General features: G+C 62.7%; 16 protein-coding genes and 1 other RNA gene. 11 read left to right on the forward strand and 6 right to left on the reverse strand.

Going from position 1 to position 19,233, the window contains the following annotated elements; translation table 11 throughout:
- The first annotated feature begins 126 nt into the window (after nt 1-126).
- Both PQQ53_RS08360 and PQQ53_RS08365 read left to right on the forward strand, forming a co-directional pair.
- Complete coding sequence (locus PQQ53_RS08360; RefSeq protein ID WP_408140867.1) at nt 127-1,215, forward strand: substrate-binding domain-containing protein; 1,089 nt, start codon at nt 127-129, stop codon at nt 1,213-1,215.
- A gap of 109 nt (nt 1,216-1,324) precedes the next feature.
- Complete coding sequence (locus PQQ53_RS08365) at nt 1,325-1,591, forward strand: hypothetical protein (RefSeq protein ID WP_408140868.1); 267 nt, start codon at nt 1,325-1,327, stop codon at nt 1,589-1,591.
- Nucleotides 1,592-1,669: 78 nt separating this feature from the next.
- Here the strand turns inward: PQQ53_RS08365 and PQQ53_RS08370 are convergent, their stop codons facing one another.
- Both PQQ53_RS08370 and PQQ53_RS08375 read right to left on the reverse strand, forming a co-directional pair.
- Nucleotides 1,670-2,038 carry a COG4315 family predicted lipoprotein gene (locus tag PQQ53_RS08370; RefSeq protein ID WP_408140869.1) on the reverse strand — a complete coding sequence of 123 codons (369 nt, stop codon included), beginning with the start codon at nt 2,036-2,038 and terminating at the stop codon, nt 1,670-1,672.
- Between the two features lie 633 nt (nt 2,039-2,671).
- Nucleotides 2,672-2,863, reverse strand: a complete 192-nt coding sequence (locus PQQ53_RS08375; protein WP_408323645.1) for a hypothetical protein — start codon at nt 2,861-2,863, stop codon at nt 2,672-2,674.
- Between PQQ53_RS08375 and PQQ53_RS08380 the strand changes: the two genes are divergently transcribed.
- From PQQ53_RS08380 to PQQ53_RS08395, 4 genes are all read left to right on the forward strand, one after another.
- Nucleotides 2,862-3,815: a hypothetical protein gene (locus PQQ53_RS08380; protein WP_408323646.1), complete on the forward strand. Its 954-nt coding sequence runs from the start codon at nt 2,862-2,864 to the stop codon at nt 3,813-3,815. The two genes, PQQ53_RS08375 and PQQ53_RS08380, sit on opposite strands and share 2 nt — an antisense overlap.
- Nucleotides 3,816-3,910: 95 nt before the next feature.
- The gene (locus PQQ53_RS08385) at nt 3,911-5,104 is read left to right on the forward strand and encodes a beta-barrel domain-containing protein (protein WP_408140874.1); all 1,194 of its coding nucleotides are present in this window, start codon (nt 3,911-3,913) and stop codon (nt 5,102-5,104) included.
- A gap of 2 nt (nt 5,105-5,106) precedes the next feature.
- A complete protein-coding gene (locus PQQ53_RS08390; protein WP_408323647.1) occupies nt 5,107-7,209 on the forward strand; it encodes a peptidase domain-containing ABC transporter in 2,103 nt (700 codons plus the stop codon).
- Complete coding sequence (locus tag PQQ53_RS08395; protein WP_408323648.1) at nt 7,202-8,680, forward strand: TolC family protein; 1,479 nt, start codon at nt 7,202-7,204, stop codon at nt 8,678-8,680. The genes PQQ53_RS08390 and PQQ53_RS08395 overlap by 8 nt, the downstream gene beginning before the upstream one ends.
- 122 nt (nt 8,681-8,802) lie before the next feature.
- On the opposite strand, the gene ssrA is transcribed toward PQQ53_RS08395, so the two are convergent.
- The 4 genes from ssrA to ompA form a co-directional block, all read right to left on the reverse strand.
- Nucleotides 8,803-9,172: a transfer-messenger RNA gene (gene ssrA / locus PQQ53_RS08400) on the reverse strand.
- Between the two features lie 96 nt (nt 9,173-9,268).
- Nucleotides 9,269-9,982, reverse strand: a complete 714-nt coding sequence (locus PQQ53_RS08405) for an HAD family hydrolase (protein WP_408152522.1) — start codon at nt 9,980-9,982, stop codon at nt 9,269-9,271.
- Between the two features lie 28 nt (nt 9,983-10,010).
- Nucleotides 10,011-10,709, reverse strand: a complete 699-nt coding sequence (ubiG, locus tag PQQ53_RS08410; protein ID WP_408140881.1) for a bifunctional 2-polyprenyl-6-hydroxyphenol methylase/3-demethylubiquinol 3-O-methyltransferase UbiG — start codon at nt 10,707-10,709, stop codon at nt 10,011-10,013.
- Nucleotides 10,710-10,947: 238 nt separating this feature from the next.
- Nucleotides 10,948-11,595, reverse strand: a complete 648-nt coding sequence (gene ompA / locus PQQ53_RS08415) for an outer membrane protein OmpA (protein ID WP_408140883.1) — start codon at nt 11,593-11,595, stop codon at nt 10,948-10,950.
- A 478-nt stretch (nt 11,596-12,073) separates the two neighbouring features.
- On the opposite strand from ompA, the gene gyrA reads away from it, so the two are divergent.
- From gyrA to hisC, 5 genes are all read left to right on the forward strand, one after another.
- A complete protein-coding gene (gene gyrA, locus PQQ53_RS08420; protein WP_408140885.1) occupies nt 12,074-14,710 on the forward strand; it encodes a DNA gyrase subunit A in 2,637 nt (878 codons plus the stop codon).
- A 128-nt stretch (nt 14,711-14,838) separates the two neighbouring features.
- Entirely contained in the window at nt 14,839-15,441 is a 603-nt protein-coding gene (locus tag PQQ53_RS08425) for a DUF2059 domain-containing protein (protein WP_408140887.1), read from the forward strand.
- A 324-nt stretch (nt 15,442-15,765) separates the two neighbouring features.
- Entirely contained in the window at nt 15,766-16,848 is a 1,083-nt protein-coding gene (serC, locus tag PQQ53_RS08430; RefSeq protein ID WP_408323649.1) for a 3-phosphoserine/phosphohydroxythreonine transaminase, read from the forward strand.
- Between the two features lie 63 nt (nt 16,849-16,911).
- On the forward strand, nt 16,912-17,994 hold the full coding sequence (gene pheA / locus PQQ53_RS08435; RefSeq protein ID WP_121315388.1) for a prephenate dehydratase: 1,083 nt from the start codon (nt 16,912-16,914) through the stop codon (nt 17,992-17,994).
- 95 nt (nt 17,995-18,089) lie between these two features.
- Nucleotides 18,090-19,202 (forward strand): histidinol-phosphate transaminase, encoded by a 1,113-nt coding sequence (gene hisC, locus PQQ53_RS08440; protein ID WP_408140893.1) that lies wholly within the window; start codon nt 18,090-18,092, stop codon nt 19,200-19,202.
- The last annotated feature ends 31 nt before the right edge of the window (nt 19,203-19,233 follow it).

The following is a 19,233-nucleotide window of genomic DNA, read 5'->3' on the forward strand; positions in this document are numbered from 1 at the left end:
CCTCCAAAAGTCATATATGCACTTGTTATTCATAAATTGTGCACTTATGCTTCGTCTATTCAGTATGGTATAGCCGAACGATAGGCGGGCAAATCGGCTCGCGCAATAGGAAATAGTTGAACATATATGATCAGGATCGAATGCCAGGCACAGCTGGTGGTGAAGGGTGCGGACGGCCGCGAGGCCAGCTTGTCGGACCTGGTGCCGCTGCTCGCGCTCGTCGACGAATCGGGCAGCATCGCGCAGGCGGCGACGCTTAAGGGTTTGTCCTACCGGCACGCGTGGGGTTTGCTGCGCAGTATCGAAGAGCGTTTGGGCGGTCCGTTGATCGCGAAGGAGCGGGGCCGCGGCTCGGTGCTCTCCGAACTCGGGCAGGCGGTCCTGCGCGCGCAGCGTCTGTGCGGCGAGCGGCTCGACGGCAACATGCAGGCGCTCGCGAGCGAAGTGGCGAGCGACCTGAACCGCTGGCTCGCGCCGCTCGCCGACGACGTGCGGATTCATGCGTCGCACGGCTACGCGGTGGCCACGCTGGTGACGGCGCTGGTCGCAAGCGAACTGCCGGTGGACATCAAATACCGCGACGGCGCGGACGCCGTCAGCGCGCTCGCACGCGGCGAGTGCGATCTCGCGGGCTTTCACCTGCCGCTCGGCGAGTTCCGCGCGGCGTGCGCCGACACGTACCGGCGCTGGCTCGATCCGCAGCGCCACGTGCTCGTGCATCTCACGCGGCGCAAGCAGGGGTTGTTCATCGGCAAGGGCAATCCGAAACGGATTGACGGACTCCGCGATCTCGCACGCGACGACATTCGCTTCGTCAATCGTCAGCCGGGCTCGGGCACGCGCATCCTGCTCGATCTCGCGCTGCGCCAGCTCGGCATCGATCCGGACCGGGTCAACGGCTATGCGTCGACCGAACTCACGCATTCGGCGATCGCCGCGTTCGTCGCAAGCGGCATGGCGGATGTGGGTTTCGGCGTGGAGCCCGCGGCGCATCACTTCGGGCTCGACTTCATTCCGATCGTCGACGAGGACTATTATTTCGCTTGCGACCGCGCGAGTCTCGAACGCACGCCGCTCGCCACCGTGATCGGCCTGTTGCGTGGCAGCGCGTTTCGACATAACGTCGAGCATCTCGACGGCTACGATCCGCGCGGCTGCGGCAAGCTCGTCGATCTCGCCACCGGCCTCGCCGGATCCCCCGACGCGCTGGCGTAAGAGGCTGTAAACTTCGGGCTGCCTGCGGCGCTGCGGATCGCCGCCGTTTCGGCTACTCTCTCAACTTCCGCTTCCGCCTTAACCGCGCGCCACGCCGCGCTGACTCGATATGAAAGCTCTTCTCCACGCATGTGCTGCCGCCGCGACGGCGGGCGTGCTGCTCGCTACCGCCTCGGTCGCCTTTGCACAGAATTCACCCGGCGTGCCGGGCGGTATCCTGCAAGACCAGTTCCGTCTTGCCGAACACCCGCAAATGCCGTTTGCCGCGTCCGCGCCGTCGGACAAATATCAGTCCGGCAAGAAATCGGCCATGCGTAAGCGCGGCGACATGGGCGATCCGAACGGCTGCAATCTGCAATGTCCTAAAGACGAATAACGCTGCGCGCAAGGCGCCGCCGGGCTTGCCCCGGCGCCGCCGTTTCACGGCCGATGTTCGATCGGCCGCTGCTCACGCTCAGGGCTTGGCCGTGTGCCACATGTCCTTGAAGCCTTCTCCCTTCGCATCCCCCGCCTGCTTGTCCGCCGCGTAGAGATAGAGCGGATGGCCCTTGTACGCCCATTGCTTCTTGCCGTCGGCGCTGGGGATCAGCGTCCAGTCGCCTGACGGTTTGTCCGTCGGGCCCGCCGTAGCCGCGGGCCAGTTGCTCATGCAGCCGCCTGTGCAGGCGCTTACGCCGGGCGTGGTGTCCTTGTCGAACGTATAGAGCGTCATGCCGTCCGCGTTGACGAAGCGGCCGTTGTTCACCTTGGGCGGGTCGGCGAACGCGCTTTGTTGCAGCGCGACCAGTACGAGCGGGGCGAGGAAAAGGATCGTCTTGCGCATGATGCGGGCTCCTGTGTTGACAACGTGGTTGGCTGCATGTGGTTGGAGTATAGGCAGCGGGCGGAATCTGGCCGGCTGCCGGTGTGCCTGCCAGCAATAAACGGATGGGCGCGGTTGCGTATTCCGTATGGGGCGCGATTGTTGAGATGGGTCGCGAGGGCTTTTCGGATTTCGAGCCTTATTCTTTTCGTATGGTCCGATTGCGCCGATGTGATTTGTTTGGTCCATTAAAGTGCTGTGAATTTTCATGGGTGTATTGAGAATTTTCTTTTGTGTTATTGTGAAAGTGCATATTTTAGATAATTGATTTTCGTGGTCGGAATAAAATGATGATTGCATTTATGTAGGTTTAACGAGTTATCCGGGGCGGCCGAACGTATGAATGGTGCCGGCAACCAGTCGACCTGACGGGTGTGAGGCGTGGATTGCACCGTATGGCAAGGGGTTGCGGTGAGATTTGGGGGCGCCGGTGCTCGCGCGATATTGGAAATCTGATAATCGCGGAGAAGTCTTGGTGAATATAAAGAAAAAGTGTGAAAAAACGCAAATAATCGCCTCTGAATAATTCCCGGTGATAATATTCGAGTCGCTCGACGAACCGGGGTTTAGTTCGCGGGCGAATTTGATAACCACTCAATAGGTGTTTGAAATGCAAAAAATCAATCGCAGTGACCTGGCTAAATCCGCCGTTGCAGGCGGCTGCTGCAAGAACACGTGCTCGCCGCCGGCTGCATCGAAGCCGGTCGCGAAGGCGTAATAGCCTGGCGTGCCGGGGCGCTCGTCAAGGGCCGCCCCGGCTTTTCGCATCAACGTGGAGTGAAACATGGGGTGGTGGGCCGCTGCGTCAGTCATGCTGGCTTCGCTGCGCAACGGGGTGGCGCGCGCGAGGCGCAGGCTGCAAGGCGGATTGATCGCCCGTATGCCGGCTTCCGCTATCGAACCGTTTGCCGCTGCCGTATGGAAAGCTCACAGTCTCGTCGACGTGCGTGCGCGCTGGAACGGCCTTTCACGCTGCGAGATCGGCCGCGAGGTGCTGGGGCTGGCGCCGTTTAGCACGACCCAGGTTTCGTCCGGCAGCTTGCGTGAAAGCCTGATCGACAAGCGGATCTATTACGGCCGCCTGTTACGCGGCCGCGAAGACTGGCCGGACCTGCAACGCGTTGCAGCGGCGCTCGCCGCCAGAATCCGGCAACTGCAGGCGGAGGTACCGGGGCGTCCCGTGATCGTGTCGCCGTTTCACTACGTGTCGCAATACGCGAACATTTATGTGATCGACGCATTGCGGGAAATGCTGGGGCTCGAATCGATTTCCGTCGTGTCCGGCGTGCCGCGCGACATGTACGGCGACGACCAGATGCTCATCCCCAGCGTGACTGTGCTCTACACCTATGGCGACGACGACCGCGGCGGTCTTGGCCTGCGTGTCGCGAGGACGTTGAGGCGCAACGGCGTCGCGGTGCTGTTCGCCGACGTGCCGCCGTTCACGCTGCACCGCTATCCGATGGAAACCGTCGGCGTGTCGATCTTCGGCCGCAACGCGCGCATTCACAACGGCGTGTTCCGTCTGGGCGCGCCGTTCGATGCGATGCTGCTGCCGTTCTATCTGCGTTTCCGGCAAGGCCGGTTCAGCGCCGAACTGTTCGAGCCGCTGCCGCTTGCTGCTCCTGACGCTCCGCAATGGCTCGCCGGTTACATCGAAAGCGCGGCGCTCGACAACTATCCCGACTGGCTCGTATCAGGACATCCGTCGATGTACGCGTTCGCGCCGGTCCGCTGACAGTCACCACCCGGCCCGGCGGCCACGTCCGCCCAGACGGGCCGATGCGGCGGAACTCATAACAACACCGGCCGGCGCCGGGCTGCAATCACGCTATGGAACCCATCAATCTCCCCCAGTTCAGGGACGTCTCATGGCGCTGGATCGCGTACGCGAGCTCCGCGCTCGTGAGCGCCGCCATCGTGTTCGCGTTCGTCTACGACGTCGAACTGAAGCAGGACGTGCGGGCGGAAATCGTTTCGCCGTCCGAAATCAAGATTCAGGGGCTGAGCGGCCTCGTGTCGGACATCTACGTGAATCGCTCGGCGCGTGTGGCGCAGGGCGCGCCGCTGTTTCGCCTGGACCGCGATCTCTCGCTCGCGAGCAACGGCCTGCAACGCAAAGCGTTCGACGAACATGACCGCGACGAACAGATCAGCACGAGCGACGCGCAATACCTTCAGCGCAAGACCGATCTGGCCGCGCAACTGAATGCTGCGAGGCTCACTGTGCAAAGCCGTCGCGCGGAAATCTCCGCGCTCGACGAACAACTGGCGCAGAATCGCGCGCTCGCCGACGAAGCCGGCCGCAAGCTGACGCGGCTCGTGTCGGTGGCCGACTACATCACCGCCGACCGGATCGAGCAGGCGAGCGCCGACACCCATCAGGCGAAAGTCGCGCTCGCGCAAAGTGCGGCGCGCCGTCAGCAACTCGACGCGGATCTGGGCGCGGCGGTCGGTACGCAAACGGGTCTTGCCGCGCAACTCAACGAACTGGACGCGCGTCACGCACGCGAATTACAGGACATTCGCATGCGCTTCGAACAGACCCGCCAGGACGCGACGATCTCCGCGCCGAAAGCCGGCGTGGTGACCTATTCGGGTCTCGTGCCCGGACGCACTCTCGCGCCCGACGACGTCGCGCTCGTCATCTCGACCGGCGAGAAGGGTGCGTTGCGCGCCGCACTGCGCATTCCGTCGCGCCGGCGCGGGTTCGTGCGTGAAGGGCAGATCGTGCGACTCAAGTTCGACGCGTTTCCGTACGCGAAATTCGGCAGCTACCCCGCGCGGATCGATTCGATTTCCCGCACCACGGTGCGCTCGGCGATGTCGCCGGCAGGCGCGTCCGAGCCGAGCAGTCCTGACGGCGACTACATGGCGTGGGCCACACTGAGCGGCGACACGTTCCACTTCGAGCGGCAACGCTTCGACATTCTGCCGGGCATGGCGGCGACGGCGAGCATCGTGATCGAGCGCCGCACCATCGCCGAATGGGTGCTCGCACCGCTGTTCCGTGTGCTGCGAGGCTGACGATGCGCGCGATCTATCAGAACGAAGTCGCCGAATGCGGTTACGCCTGTCTGGCGATGGTGCTGTCGCACTTCGGCCGGGCGACCGAAGTGCGCGAGTTGCAGGCGTTCAGGCCGATTTCGGCCAACGGTTTGACGTTGATGGACCTGTACGACGTCGCGGTCGAATACGGGCTGGCGGTGCAGGCGTACCGCTTCGGCAGCGGCGATCTGGCGAGCGTAAAGCGCGGTTCGATCATGCATTTCGGCGGCGCCCATTTCGTCGTGTTCGAAAAGTGCGGGCGCGGCTACGTGCAGGTGATCGATCCGGCCACGGGCCGGCGCCGCATTTCGATGGACACGTTCGTCGCCAACGTGTCGGGCTTCCTGCTCGAATGTGCGCCGACGCCGGCCATGCCACGCATGCGCAACAAGTCGCGGGTGCCGGCGGCGCTCGCACGGGTGCGCGCGCTGAATCCGCAACTCGGCGCGCAGATCGTCAAGGTGATGTTCATTGCGCTCGGCAGCCAGTTTGCGATTCTCGCGATGCCGTACCTCGGCAATCTCGTGCTCGACGACGTTGTCGCCGCCGACAACCTGAACCTGCTGAACGTGCTGGTACTGACGTTCTCCGGCATTTTCATCGTCGGCGCGCTGAGCCAGTACATCCAGACCTACCTCGTCGAACTGCTGCACGGCCTCGTGCAGATGAATATGACCGGGGGTTTGCTCGCGAAGCTGCTGAGCAATCCGATTCCGTACTTCGAGAAGCGCCATGTCGGCGATCTGTTCGCGCGCGTGAAGGCGCAGGACGAGATCAGCGTGTACGCGACGCGCACTGCGATTTCGCTTGGCATCGATCTCGTGGTCGGTTTGCTCGCGTTGCTCCTGATGCTGGTGCAGAGCCCGCAGCTGACCGCGATCGCGCTGCTGGTTTTCGTGCTCTACGTGGCGGTGTCGTTTGCGTTGTTCACGCGCATGCGCGATACGCACGCACTCGTGCTCGAAGAATCGGCGCGCTGCGACGACATGCTGATCGAGACGATACGCGGCGCGTCGCTGATCAAGCTCTCGCAGGGCGAGACGCGGCGTACGGCGATTTTCATGGCGAAGTACCGCGCCTATTTCGCGGCGCTCGTGCAGAACAGCCGCCTCGGCAGCGCGCGCGATGCGATCCTTAAGCTCGTCAACTACGCGGACATGATTGCGATCACGTGGTTCGCCGCGCGCCTGATGCTCGGCGGCGCGATTTCGGTCGGCGTGTTCTATTCGTTTCTGATCTACAAGTCGCTGCTGTCGGAGCGCTTTGCGAACTCGATCAACGCAGCCTTCGCGTACTTCATGCTCAGCGTGCCGGTCGCGCGGGTCGGCGATATCGTCGACGGCGACGCGGAGCGCTACACGCTGCCGGGCGATCTGCACAAGAGCGTCGAAGTGCGCGCTTTCGAGCGTATCGACGTGCGCGACGTCACGTTCCGCTACGGCGTGTCGGATCAGCCCGTGCTGAAGAACGCGAACATCGTGATAAGGAAGGGCGAGAAGATCGTGATCACCGGTGCGTCGGGCAGCGGCAAGTCCACGCTGTTCAAGCTGCTCGCAGCCGCCGAACCGCTTCAGGAAGGTGAGATCATGCTCAACGGCATCGCGTGGCCGAATCTCACCGTCGACGAAATCCGCCGTCACGCCGTGCATATGCGGCAGGGCGATCTGATCCTGCATGGCTCGATTGCGGACAACGTGACGCTGTTCGCGGGCAACGCGGACGAAGCGCGCGTCCACGCGCTGCTCGACGACGTCGGACTGCTGCACGACGTGATGCGCTTGCCGATGCGCACACGCACGGTGATCAGCGACACGATCGCCAATATTTCCGCCGGGCAGCGGCAGCGTTTGCTGCTCGCGCGTGCGCTGTACCAGCAGCGCGAACTGCTGCTGCTCGATGAGCCGACGTCGAATGTCGATCCGGCGTCGGTGCGGCAGATCGTGGCGTTGCTGCAGCGTATCGACCGCACGGTCGTGGTCATTACGCACGACATGTCGCTCGCGGCGGCGTTCGACACGCGCTACCGGCTGGTCGAAGGTGAGCTGGTGTGCGAGGCGCGCGCCGAGGCGTTGGCTGATGAATAAGCGCACCGTATTGGGCTTCCTGATCATGCTCGCCTGCGCCGCGCAGACGACTACGGTGGCGGCGGCCGACCTGCTCACTGTCGCCGCTCAGGCCGCCGACCACGACGCGGACCTGGCTGCATCGCGCGCGGGCTCCCGGGCCGCACGGCAGGCGCTGCCCAAAGCCCGCGCCGCGCTGTTGCCACAACTGTCGGGCGGCTGGGGGCGCGCATACAACCGCACGGCGATCGAGGGCTTTCCACGCGACAGCTACTGGCAGAACGGCTGGACCGTTGAGCTGTCGCAGCCTGTCTTCGACTGGGGCCGCTGGACGGCCTACCGGCAGGCCGACCTGATCGGGGCGCGCGGCGTGGTCGATGCGGCGCGCGCGCAGCAAGCGGCCATGCTGCAGGCGGTACGCGCGTACTTCGACGAACTCGCCGCCGAAGACGAACGGGCGCGCGCCGACGACTACACGGCCGCGCTCGAACAGCATATGGTTCAGCTGCGTCGCAGGCAGGCGGCGGGCGAGGCGACCGTGATCGACTTGCAGGAGGCCGAGGCGGCGCGCGAACAGGCGCAGCTGCAACAACTGGATGCCCGCAGCGATTTGCAACTGCGGCGGCTCTCGCTCGAACAGATCACAGGGCAGCCGTTCGTAGGACTCTCGCGGTTGTCGGATACCGTGCCGATGCCACGCCTGAGTCCCGACAACCAGGACAGCTGGGTCGCGCAGGCTGAAGCTCACGACTATCTGGTCCAGTTGAAGCAGCTCGACCGGCGCATCGCGCAATTCGATGTCGAGAAGGCGCGGGCGAGAAATCTGCCGGTCGTGAACCTGACGGCGAGCCATACGCCGGCAGGCGCCGCCTCCGGCTACTCCCGTCCGACGACGACCACGACGGCGATGCTGTCGGTGACGATTCCGATTTTCGAGGGCGGCGAGACGGACGCGATCATCGACGAAACGCTGGCGCTTCAGGACAAGGCGCAGGACGAACTGGTCGGCGCAACCCGGCTGGCTGGCGCGACGGCGCGGGAAAGCTGGTTGCGCTTTCACGACGGCGTCACACGGGTCGACGCGCTGACGCGTCTCGCGCAGACTTCGCGCGCTGCGTTGCTCGCGACGCAGGTGGGCTACAAGGTGGGCAGCAGGACGAGCACCGACGTGTTGCGCGCGGCGGATTCGTTTTACGCGAATCGCCGGGATCTGATTCGGGCGCGCTACATGGCGATTGTTGCGTTGCTGCAGCTCAAAGCCGCGACGGCGACGCTGGACCTGAACGAGGTCGCGCGGGTGAATGGTTTGCTGGTTGGCGCGGAGGGAAGCGGGGTGGTCGCGGCGGACCGCGACGCCGTCATGGAAAAAACGGACCGAAGCGTTGCGCCTGAAAGCATGCCGCCGACCAGGCCGAACGACGGGCCACCAGTGATGACGCCGTTCGAAGCCTTGCGCGTCGCGCAGCAGAAGGCGCTTGCGGCGGCTCCTTGAAGCGCGCGGGTCAGGCTAAGTGGAAAGGCTGGCGAATGCCGGGCTGAAGTGTGGAAACAAAAAACCCCGGGAGCCTGCGGCTAACGGGGTTTTCTATACAACGCTATTGCTTGCGCGGTGTTTGGTGGAGGCGGCGGGAATCGAACCCGCGTCCAGAAGCACTCTACGACCAGTTCTACATGTTTAGTTCTGTCATTTGATTTAACCCCAGTGACGCGGACGAACACGCTGCACTAAGGCGATTCACTAGATTTTCGACCCGGACGTCGTGACGCCGCCAAGGCTTAACTGACGTATATGACCTCTGTCGGTATTGCTACCGGTCTTGCGACACTAGCCCGTCAGTGAACTAGGCAGAGGACGGCGGCCCTTAGGCTGCCAGTGCGAACGTATCGTCGTTTGCAGTTACGTTTTTCCCATTGATTAACGAGGTGACGGGTCCTCGACATGCCCTAGCCGCTTCGCAACCCCTGTCGAAACCAGGTCGCCCCCGCGGTTCGTTGCTCAAGATTTCTGAGCCAGACGTAGATTTTACAGTAGATTGCCGGCCACGTCCTGACTCATTGGCATAGCGGCTGCCATTGCGCTTCAGCCGATGTCGCGCAGCAGTTTCCGCAGTTCGCCCGGCGACTGCACGACATGCTGCGCGTGCCATTGCGTCGGTGGAATATCGTTGCCGCAGTAGCCGTACGCGGCTGCCACGGTCTTCATGCCCGCGGCGAAGCCGGCTTGCACGTCGCGCAGGTCGTCGCCCACGTAGACGACGCGCTCCGGTACCACGTCCAGTTCACGTGCGGCATGCAGCAAAGGCGCCGGGTGCGGCTTCGAATGCGCAGTCGTGTCGCCGCTCACCACGCAGCCCGCGCGCTCTTCGAGGCCAAGCTGAGCGACCAGCGGCTCGGTCAGCCGCGCCACCTTGTTCGTGACAATGCCCCAGCGCACGCCGCGCGCATCGAGGTCGTCGAGTAGTTCGGGAATGCCGGGAAAGAGCGTCGTCTCGATGCACAAGTCCGCTTCGTAGTTGGCGAGAAACTCTTCGCGCATCGACGCGAACTCGTGATTGTCCGGGCCGATGCCGAACGCGCCGCCGATCAGCCCGCGTGCCCCCGCCGATGCCAGCGGACGCAGGTTTTCGAGCGGCACCATCTCGAGGCCGCGATCGTGGCGCATCTTGTTGACGGCGGCCGCGAGATCGGGCGCCGTGTCGGCCATCGTGCCATCGAGGTCGAACAGTACAGCCAGGCAAAGACCGAGCGCGTCGTCGTTGTCTTCGCGTTGGGGCAGGGGAGTAGGGTCGCTCATTGTCGGTTCGGTTAGGCGTGTCGGCGGATCAGGCGTCGCGGCGGCAGGCGAGCAGGTAGTTCACGCTCGTGTCGGCGGACAGCGCGAAATGCTTGCTGAGCGGGTTGTAAACGATGCCTTTGATGTCGGCCGTGCGCAGGCCGGCGGCGCGCACGAAGCCCGCCAACTCCGACGGACGGATGAAACGCGCGTAGTCGTGCGTGCCCTTGGGCAGCATTCGCGCGATGTATTCGGCGCCGATCACCGCGAACAGGTACGACTTCACGTTGCGGTTCAACGTGGAAAAGAACACCCAGCCGCCAGGCTTCACCAGCGTCTTGCAGGCCTCGACGATCGCACCGGGTTCGGGCACGTGCTCGAGCATTTCCATGCAGGTGACCACGTCGTACGTTCCCGGTTCGCGGGCGGCGAGCGCTTCCGCGGCGATTTCTTCGTAATTAACGGTTACGCCGCTTTCAAGGCTGTGAAGATCGGCGACACCGAGCGCCTGGGTCGACAGGTCGATACCCTTCACGTGCGCGCCGAGGCCGGCCATCGATTCGGAGAGAATGCCGCCGCCGCAGCCGATATCCAGCACGTTCTTGCCCGCGAGATGCGCGTGGGCATCGATCCAGTTCAGGCGAATGGGGTTGAGTTCGTGCAACGGCTTGAATTCGGCGTTCGGGTCCCACCACCGATGCGCAAGGTCGCTGAATTTCTGTAGTTCGTGGGGATCGGCGTTGGTCATGGCGAAAGCTGCCTCGATGAGAGCGGTGAGCGGGCGCTCGAGGATAAACCCTGAGTATATAGGTCGAGGGACAGGGCGGCAAAAGGACGGCGTGTGCGTGGCCTCCATGGGTGGCCGCGCGGCTTGGTGGACGCCGCTCGCGTCTGCCACAGGGCGACGCGACGTCCGTTACGCGACGCGGCCATGCATAAAAAAAGCCCCGCCGAAGCGGGGCTTTGATACTGCGGCAACCTGAAACTTACTGCTTCGGCGTGCCTACAACTTCGACTTCCACGCGACGATCCGGTGCGAGGCAGGCGATGAGTTGCTTGTGGTTCTTCTGGTTGCAACCGGTCGTGACCGGGTTGCGACGGCCCTTGCCTTCCGTATAGATACGGTTGGCTTCGACACCCTTGCTGACCAGGAATGCCTTCACAGCTTGAGCGCGGCGCATCGACAGACGGTCGTTGTACTTGTCCGTACCGATACGGTCCGTGTGACCCGTTGCGACGACGACTTCCAGGTTGATGCCTTGAATCTTCGATGCGAGTTCGCTCAGCTTTTCCTTGCCAGCCGGCTTCAGAATTGCCTTGTCGAAGTCGAACAGCGCGTCAGCTTGATACGTAATCTTTTCGCTAGAGATAGCCGGTGCGGGTGCGACCGGTGCCGGCGGGGTCGGAGCCTGGGCAACCAGGGCGCCGTCGCACTTGGCGTTGGCCGTTGCCGGCGTCCAGAATGCATCGCGCCAGCAAAGCTCGTTCGTGCCGTTCATCCACACGTATTCGCCGGTACCATTCACCCAGTTGTCGTTCGTAGCTTGTCGCGACGCCGGCACCGACTGCGCCACGGCGGATGCAGCCATAACTGCGGTAGCTGCAATGAACGCGAGCTTTGAAAGTTTATTCATATTTCTCCTCTCGAAATTGAGATTACCGCAGGTTTACTGCGAGCCTGTTGACGAAGACAAGTCATACATTGCTCGAAGTATAACATTGGTGCGGAACAAAAAACTTGGTGTGTAGACTTCGAGCAGTGTCTAACTCTTTGTGCGTTGGCATTTTGCCATATCGTTCCCTTCCGACGATAAAAAAATCCGCGCCCGATCAAATCGCCCTGTAATTGTGGTGCATGCGCAACAGAAGCAATCGCTTGAACGCGCCGCCAGTCATGGCTGAGCGGCGGATTGCCCCACGCACGAATCGCGCCTGGCCGGTTCGAAAGCGGGGTGCCCGCGAACGCCCTCGGGAACTCCTGCTAGTAGGTATACGTACCCTCGGCGGAGGCGGATTCACGGCATGTTAGAATCGCGTGATGCGTTGCGCCTGCAATGCTTACGCGAAGGCGCGGGACTGATCCGTTGCCTTGGCATGTAAAAGATACGGATAATGGATCAATTCGCCAAAGAGACTCTGCCAATCTCCCTAGAGGAGGAAATGCGTCGTTCGTATCTCGATTACGCGATGAGCGTGATCGTAGGGCGTGCGCTTCCCGATGTTCGCGATGGCCTGAAGCCGGTGCACCGGCGTGTGCTGTACGCGATGCACGAACTGAACAACGACTGGAACCGCGCGTACAAGAAGTCGGCGCGTATCGTCGGCGACGTCATCGGTAAATACCACCCGCACGGCGACACGGCTGTATACGACACCATCGTCCGCATGGCGCAGAACTTCTCGCTGCGCTACATGCTGGTGGACGGCCAGGGCAACTTCGGTTCCGTCGACGGCGACAACGCCGCGGCGATGCGTTACACCGAAATCCGCATGGCGAAGATCGGCCACGAACTGCTGGCCGACATCGACAAGGAAACGGTCGACTTCACGCCGAACTACGACGGCAGCGAAAACGAACCGGCCATCCTGCCCGCGCGCATTCCCAATCTGCTGATCAATGGCTCGTCCGGCATCGCGGTCGGCATGGCGACCAATATTCCGCCGCACAACCTCAACGAGGTCGTCGACGCCTGCCAGCATCTGCTGAAGAATCCGCAAGCGACGATCGACGAGCTGATCGAGATCATCCCTGCGCCCGACTTCCCGACCGCCGGCATCATTTACGGTGTGGCCGGGGTGCGCGACGGCTATCGCACGGGCCGCGGCCGGGTGGTGATGCGCGCGCTCACGCACTTCGAGGAAATCGATCGCGGCCAGCGCATGGCGATCATCGTCGACGAGCTGCCGTACCAGGTGAACAAGCGCTCGCTTCTGGAGCGCATCGCCGAGCTGGTCAACGAGAAGAAGCTCGAAGGCATTTCCGACATCCGCGACGAGTCCGACAAGAGCGGCATGCGCGTCGTGATCGAGCTGAAGCGTGGCGAAGTGCCGGAAGTGGTGCTCAACAATCTGTATAAGGCCACGCAGCTTCAGGACACCTTCGGCATGAACATGGTCGCGCTGGTCGACGGCCAGCCGAAGCTGCTCAACCTGAAGGAAATGCTGTCGTGCTTCCTGTCGCATCGCCGGGAAGTGCTGACGCGGCGCACTGTATACGAACTGCGCAAGGCCCGCGAACGCGGTCACGTGCTCGAAGGCCTCGCGGTCGCACTCGCCAACATCGACGAGTTCATCGCGATCATCAAGGCCGCGCCGACTCCGCCGATCGCCAAGCAGGAATTGATGGCGCGTCCGTGGGATTCGTCGCTGGTGCGCGAGATGTTGTCGCGCGCCGAGGCGGAAAACGCGTCGGCGGGTGGTCGTGAAGCCTACCGTCCGGACGGGTTGAACCCGTCGTTCGGTATGCAATCCGATGGCCTCTACCGTTTGTCCGACACCCAGGCTCAAGAAATTCTGCAGATGCGTCTGCAGCGCCTGACTGGTCTGGAGCAGGACAAGATCATCGGCGAGTACCGCGAAGTGATGGCGCAGATCGCCGACCTGCTGGACATTCTGGCTCGCCCGGAACGCATTACGGCGATCATCGTCGACGAACTCACGTCGATCAAAGCCGAATTCGGCGACGCGCGCCGCTCGAAGATCGAGCTGAACGCCACCGAGCTGAACACCGAAGATCTGATCACGCCGCAGGAAATGGTCGTGACCATGTCGCATGCGGGCTATGTGAAATCGCAGCCGCTGTCCGAGTACAGCGCGCAGAAGCGGGGTGGTCGCGGCAAACAGGCCACGGCAATGAAGGAAGACGACTGGATCGACACGCTGTTCATCGCGAACACGCACGATCACATTCTGTGCTTCTCGAATCGCGGGCGGGTCTACAGCGTGAAGGTCTACGAAGTTCCGCAGGGTTCGCGGAACTCGCGGGGCCGTCCGATCATCAATATCTTCCCGCTTCAGGAAGGCGAAAAGATTACGGTTGTCTTGCCGGTCAAGGAGTTTTCGGCTGACAAATTCGTCTTCATGGGCACCGCGTTAGGCACCGTCAAAAAGACGCCGCTGGAAGCCTTCAGCCGCGTGTTGCGCAAGGGTATTATTGCCGTCGGTCTGGATGACGGCGATTACCTGATCGGCGCAGCCATCACGGACGGCCAGCACGACGTGATGCTGTTCTCGGATTCGGGCAAGGCCGTGCGCTTCGACGAGAACGACGTGCGTCCGATGGGTCGCGAGGCGCGCGGCGTGCGCGGCATGCAGCTCGAAGACGGACAGAACGTGATCGCGTTGCTGGTCGCCGGCGACGAGCAGCAGTCGGTGCTCACCGCCACCGAGAACGGCTTCGGCAAGCGCACGCCGATCATCGAGTACACACGGCACGGGCGCGGCACGAAGGGCATGATCGCGATCCAGACGTCGGAGCGCAACGGCAAGGTCGTCGCCGCGACGCTGGTGGATCAGGAAGCGCAGATCATGCTGATCACCAATACGGGTGTGCTGATTCGCACGCGCGTGTCGGAAATCCGCGAAATGGGACGTGCAACCCAAGGTGTTACACTCATCAGCCTTGACGAAGGGACCAAGCTTTCCGGTCTGCAACAGGTTGCTGAGGCGGAAGCGGAGGGTGATGTGGAAGGCGACGCCGAAGGTCCTGCCGAAGGTGGCAACGGCAGTGAAGACGGTGGCGCAGCCTGATTCACGTCGGCCGATTTCAGTCTCAGTTAATGGTTGAAAGCTAAGCTGCGCCGGGATCAATGGCGTGTCGGATCGATACGTATCCCGCGCAGCGTGCAGTTCAAGTTAATTTCTCTCAGGGAGTAATGATGCAAAAACGATTCAAACAACTGATGTTGCTGGCTGCCCTCGTGCCGACCTTCGCTATGGCTCAGGCATTGCAAAGCCCGGCCCCGGCGGCTCCGGCTGCAGCCGCAGCACCGGTTGACCCGGCCAAGCAGGCTGCCATCAAGGACCTGCTGGACGCGATCGACGCACAGAAGCTGGTCGGCGCGATCGGCAACAGCGCGCAGATGCAAGCGAAGCAACTGGTTCCGGCTATCCTGTCGGACGCGCTGAGCGAAAACAAGACGATGTCGGACAAGCAGAAGCAAGCTGCCGTGCCGTCGCTGCAAAAGAACGCCGTGCCGAAGCTGGTTGACGGCGCAGGCCAAGTGTTCGCAACCGACAGCTTCCGCCAGGACGCAATGCAAGCTCAGTATGACGCTTACGCGAAGTACTACAGCACGTCGGAAATTAAGGACCTGACCGCGTTCTACAAGAGCGCGACCGGCCGCAAGTTCATCCAGGTGCAAGACCAGGTGGGCCGCGACGTCGTGAACGGTCTGATGCAAAAGTACATGCCGCAATCGATCAAGGCAACGCGTGACCAGGCTGACAAGGAAGTCGCTTCGGTCAAGCCGGCCAAGTAATTCCAGGTCGAAAGGCTGCGCTGAAGTCGCGCGAGCCGCCGCCGGGTAAGCGCGCCTCATAGGTTGTACGGCGCGCCGGGTTTGGCGGGTTGGCGTTGACAATGCGATAATGGCCGTTTGCGCACACGCGCAGACGGCCATTATCTTTTTTTGGCGCAGAATCCCGGCGGATTCATTGTGGCATTCGCTTTGGCCCGTTCTCGCCAGTGAACCCAAGCCGTCGAATTCGCGTGGCCCGTTTCACCGTGGCTGCCTACCCGGTTGCCACCTTCGCCGATTTTTGCGCGATCTTTCTTTTTTCGCGCCCGCTTCCAGGATTTCACGATGCGCGTCTTTAATTTCTCAGCCGGCCCGGCAGCCATGCCCGAAGAAGTGCTGCGCCAGGCCGCCGACGAGATGCTCGATTGGCAAGGCAGTGGCATGAGCGTGATGGAAATGAGCCATCGCGGCAAAGAATTCATGTCGATCCACGAGGAAGCGCTCACCGACTTGCGCGAGCTGCTCGCGGTGCCGGCGAGTCATCGCATCCTGTTCCTGCAGGGCGGCGGTCTGGGCGAGAACGCCATCGTGCCGATGAATCTGATGGGCGGGAAGCCTCGGGCGGATTTCGTCATCACCGGTTCGTGGTCGCAGAAATCGTTCAAGGAAGCGCAGAAGTACGGCACCGTACATCTGGCCGCTACTGGCCAGACGGCGGACGGCTTTACACGCGCACCGGCGCGCTCGGAGTGGCAGTTGTCGGATGATCCGGCATACGTGCACCTGTGCACGAACGAAACCATCCACGGTGTCGAGACTTTCGAGATTCCCGACCTCGGCGATATTCCCCTCGTCGCTGACGCGTCGTCGCACATCCTGTCGCGCCCGATGGACATCGCCAAGTACGGCGTGCTGTTCGGCGGCGCGCAGAAGAATATCGGCATGGCCGGGGTGACGGTGGTGATCGTGCGCGAGGACATGCTGGATCGCGCGCAGGCAATCTGCCCGTCGGCCTTCGAATGGAAGACCGTCGCCGAGAACAATTCGATGTACAACACGCCGCCCACCTACGCGATCTACATTGCCGGGCTGGTGTTCAGGTGGTTGAAGAAGCAGGGCGGCCTTGCCGCAATGGAAGCGCGCAATCTCGAGAAGTCGAAGCTGCTGTACGACGCAATCGACTCGAGCGGCTTCTATCTGAACAAGGTCGAGCGGGGCTCGCGCTCGCGGATGAACATACCGTTCTTCCTCGCCGACGAGTCGCGCAACGACGATTTCCTGGCCGGCGCGAAAGCGCGGGGAATGGTGCAGCTAAAGGGCCACAAGTCCGTCGGCGGCATGCGGGCGTCGATTTATAACGCCGTCCCGCTCGAAGGCGTCAAAGCGCTTGTCGAATACATGAAGGAATTCGAACAGCGCAACGCCTGAGTCATTGACTCGCAGGCGCGCGCATCCTTTCCAGCAGTTACCCGGCAGGACCGTTTTCACGCAATGGACGACGAACTCAATACCCGACTCAAACCCCTGCGCGATCGCATCGACGCGCTCGACGCGCAGTTGATCGCACTGCTCAACCAGCGCGCCGCGGTGGCGCTCGAAGTGGGCGAGGTCAAGAAGCATTTCAACGCGCCGGTGTTTCGCCCCGAACGCGAGCAGCAGGTGATCGCGCGGTTGCAGGACATGAGCGAGGGGCCGCTCGCGAGCGAGCACATCAGCGCGATCTGGCGCGAGATCATGGCGGCAAGCCGCGCGCTCGAAAAGACCATCAAGGCCGCGTACCTCGGGCCGGTCGGCACCTATAGCGAACAGGCGATGCACGAGTACTTCGGTCAGTCGATCGAAGGCCTGCCGTGCCCCTCGATCGACGAAGTGTTCCGCTCCGTCGAGGCGGGCGCGGCAGAATTCGGCGTGGTGCCGGTTGAAAATTCGACCGAAGGTGCGGTGTCGCGCACGCTCGACCTGTTGCTGCAGACGCAATTGACGATCGGCGGCGAACTGGCCTTGCCGATTCACCACAATCTGTTGACGCTGAACGGCGGCCTCACGGGCGTGAAGCGCGTGTGCGCGCATGCGCAGGCGCTCGCCCAGTGCCAGCGCTGGTTGTCGACGAACGCGCCGCATCTGGAGCGCCAGGCGGTGTCGAGCAATGCGGAAGCCGCGCGGATGGCGGCGGAAGATCCGAGCGTCGCGGCCATCGCCGGCGATCGTGCCGCGACCCATTACGGTCTGCTGGTGGTGAACGCGCTGATTCAGGACGACCCGCACAACCGCACGCGCTTCGTCATGATCGGCAAGCAGCCGGCCGGCCCGAGCGGTTACGACCAGACTTCGCTGATCGTGTCGGTCGTGAACGAGCCGGGTGCGATGGTCAAGCTGCTGGAGCCGCTCGCGCGCCATAGCGTGTCGATGACCCGCTTCGAATCGCGTCCGGCGCGCGTCGGCACGTGGGAGTACTACTTCTACATCGACGTCGAAGGCCATCGCGACGACCCGGCGGTTGCCGCCGCGCTGACCGAACTCGGCGAAAAAGCCGCGTTTCTGAAGATACTCGGTTCGTATCCGCGCGCCCGCTGACGGCAAGCCGGCAACGGAACGCAAGCAATGAGACTCGGGCGGCATCAGGCCGCCCAGTCGCACATTCAATTACACATCGTCGTTCGGAGATATTCATGACAGCGTCTTTCGGCCCCTCCTACGTGCGCGCGATCGCGCCTTACATCGCCGGCAAGCCGATTTCGGAAGTGGCCCGCGAGTTCGGGCTGGACGAAGCGACCATCGTGAAGCTCGCATCGAACGAGAATCCGCTCGGCATGCCGGAGTCGGCGCAACGCGCGATGGCGCAAGCCGCCAGCGAACTCGGGCGCTATCCGGACGCGAACGGTTTCGAACTGAAGGCCGCGCTGAGCGAGCGCTACGACGTGCCGGTCGACTGGGTCACGCTTGGCAACGGCAGCAACGACATCCTCGAAATCGCCGCGCACGCGTTCGTCGAGAAGGGGCAGTCGATCGTCTTCGCGCAGTATTCGTTCGCGGTCTACGCGCTCGCCACGCAAGGCGTGGGCGCGCGCGCGATCGTCGTGCCGGCCGTCAAGTACGGTCATGACCTCGACGCGATGCTCGCCGCGATCACCGACGATACGCGCCTCGTCTTCGTCGCCAATCCGAACAATCCGACCGGCACCTTTATCGAAGGTCCGAAGCTCGAGGCGTTTCTCGATAAGGTGCCGCGCCATGTTGCCGTGGTGCTCGACGAGGCGTACACGGAATATTTGCCGCAGGACAAGCGTTACGACTCGATCGCATGGGTGCGCCGTTATCCGAATCTGCTGGTGTCGCGCACGTTCTCGAAGGCCTTCGGCCTCGCCGGCCTGCGCGTCGGCTTCGCGATTGCCCAGCCTGAATTGACCGATCTGCTGAACCGTCTGCGTCAGCCGTTCAACGTGAATACGCTGGCGCAAGCCGCGGCCATCGCCGCGTTGAACGACAAGGCGTTTCTCGAGAAGAGCGCGGCGCTGAACGCGCAAGGCTATCGCCGTTTGACCGAAGCGTTCGACAAGCTCGGACTCGAGTACGTGCCGTCGGACGGCAACTTCGTGCTGGTGCGCGTCGGCAGCGACGACGCGGCCGGCAACCGCGTCAACCTCGAATTGCTGAAGCAGGGCGTGATCGTGCGTCCGGTCGGCAACTACGGTTTGCCGCAATGGCTGCGCATTACTATTGGCCTGCCGGAAGAAAACGAAGCATTCCTCGCGGCGCTCGAAAAGACGCTCGCCACCGCGTAAGCGGTACTCCTTGACCCGCGCGCCTGCTCGG

The sequence above is a fragment of the Paraburkholderia strydomiana genome (assembly GCF_046030495.1).
GTDB lineage: Bacteria > Pseudomonadota > Gammaproteobacteria > Burkholderiales > Burkholderiaceae > Paraburkholderia > Paraburkholderia strydomiana_A.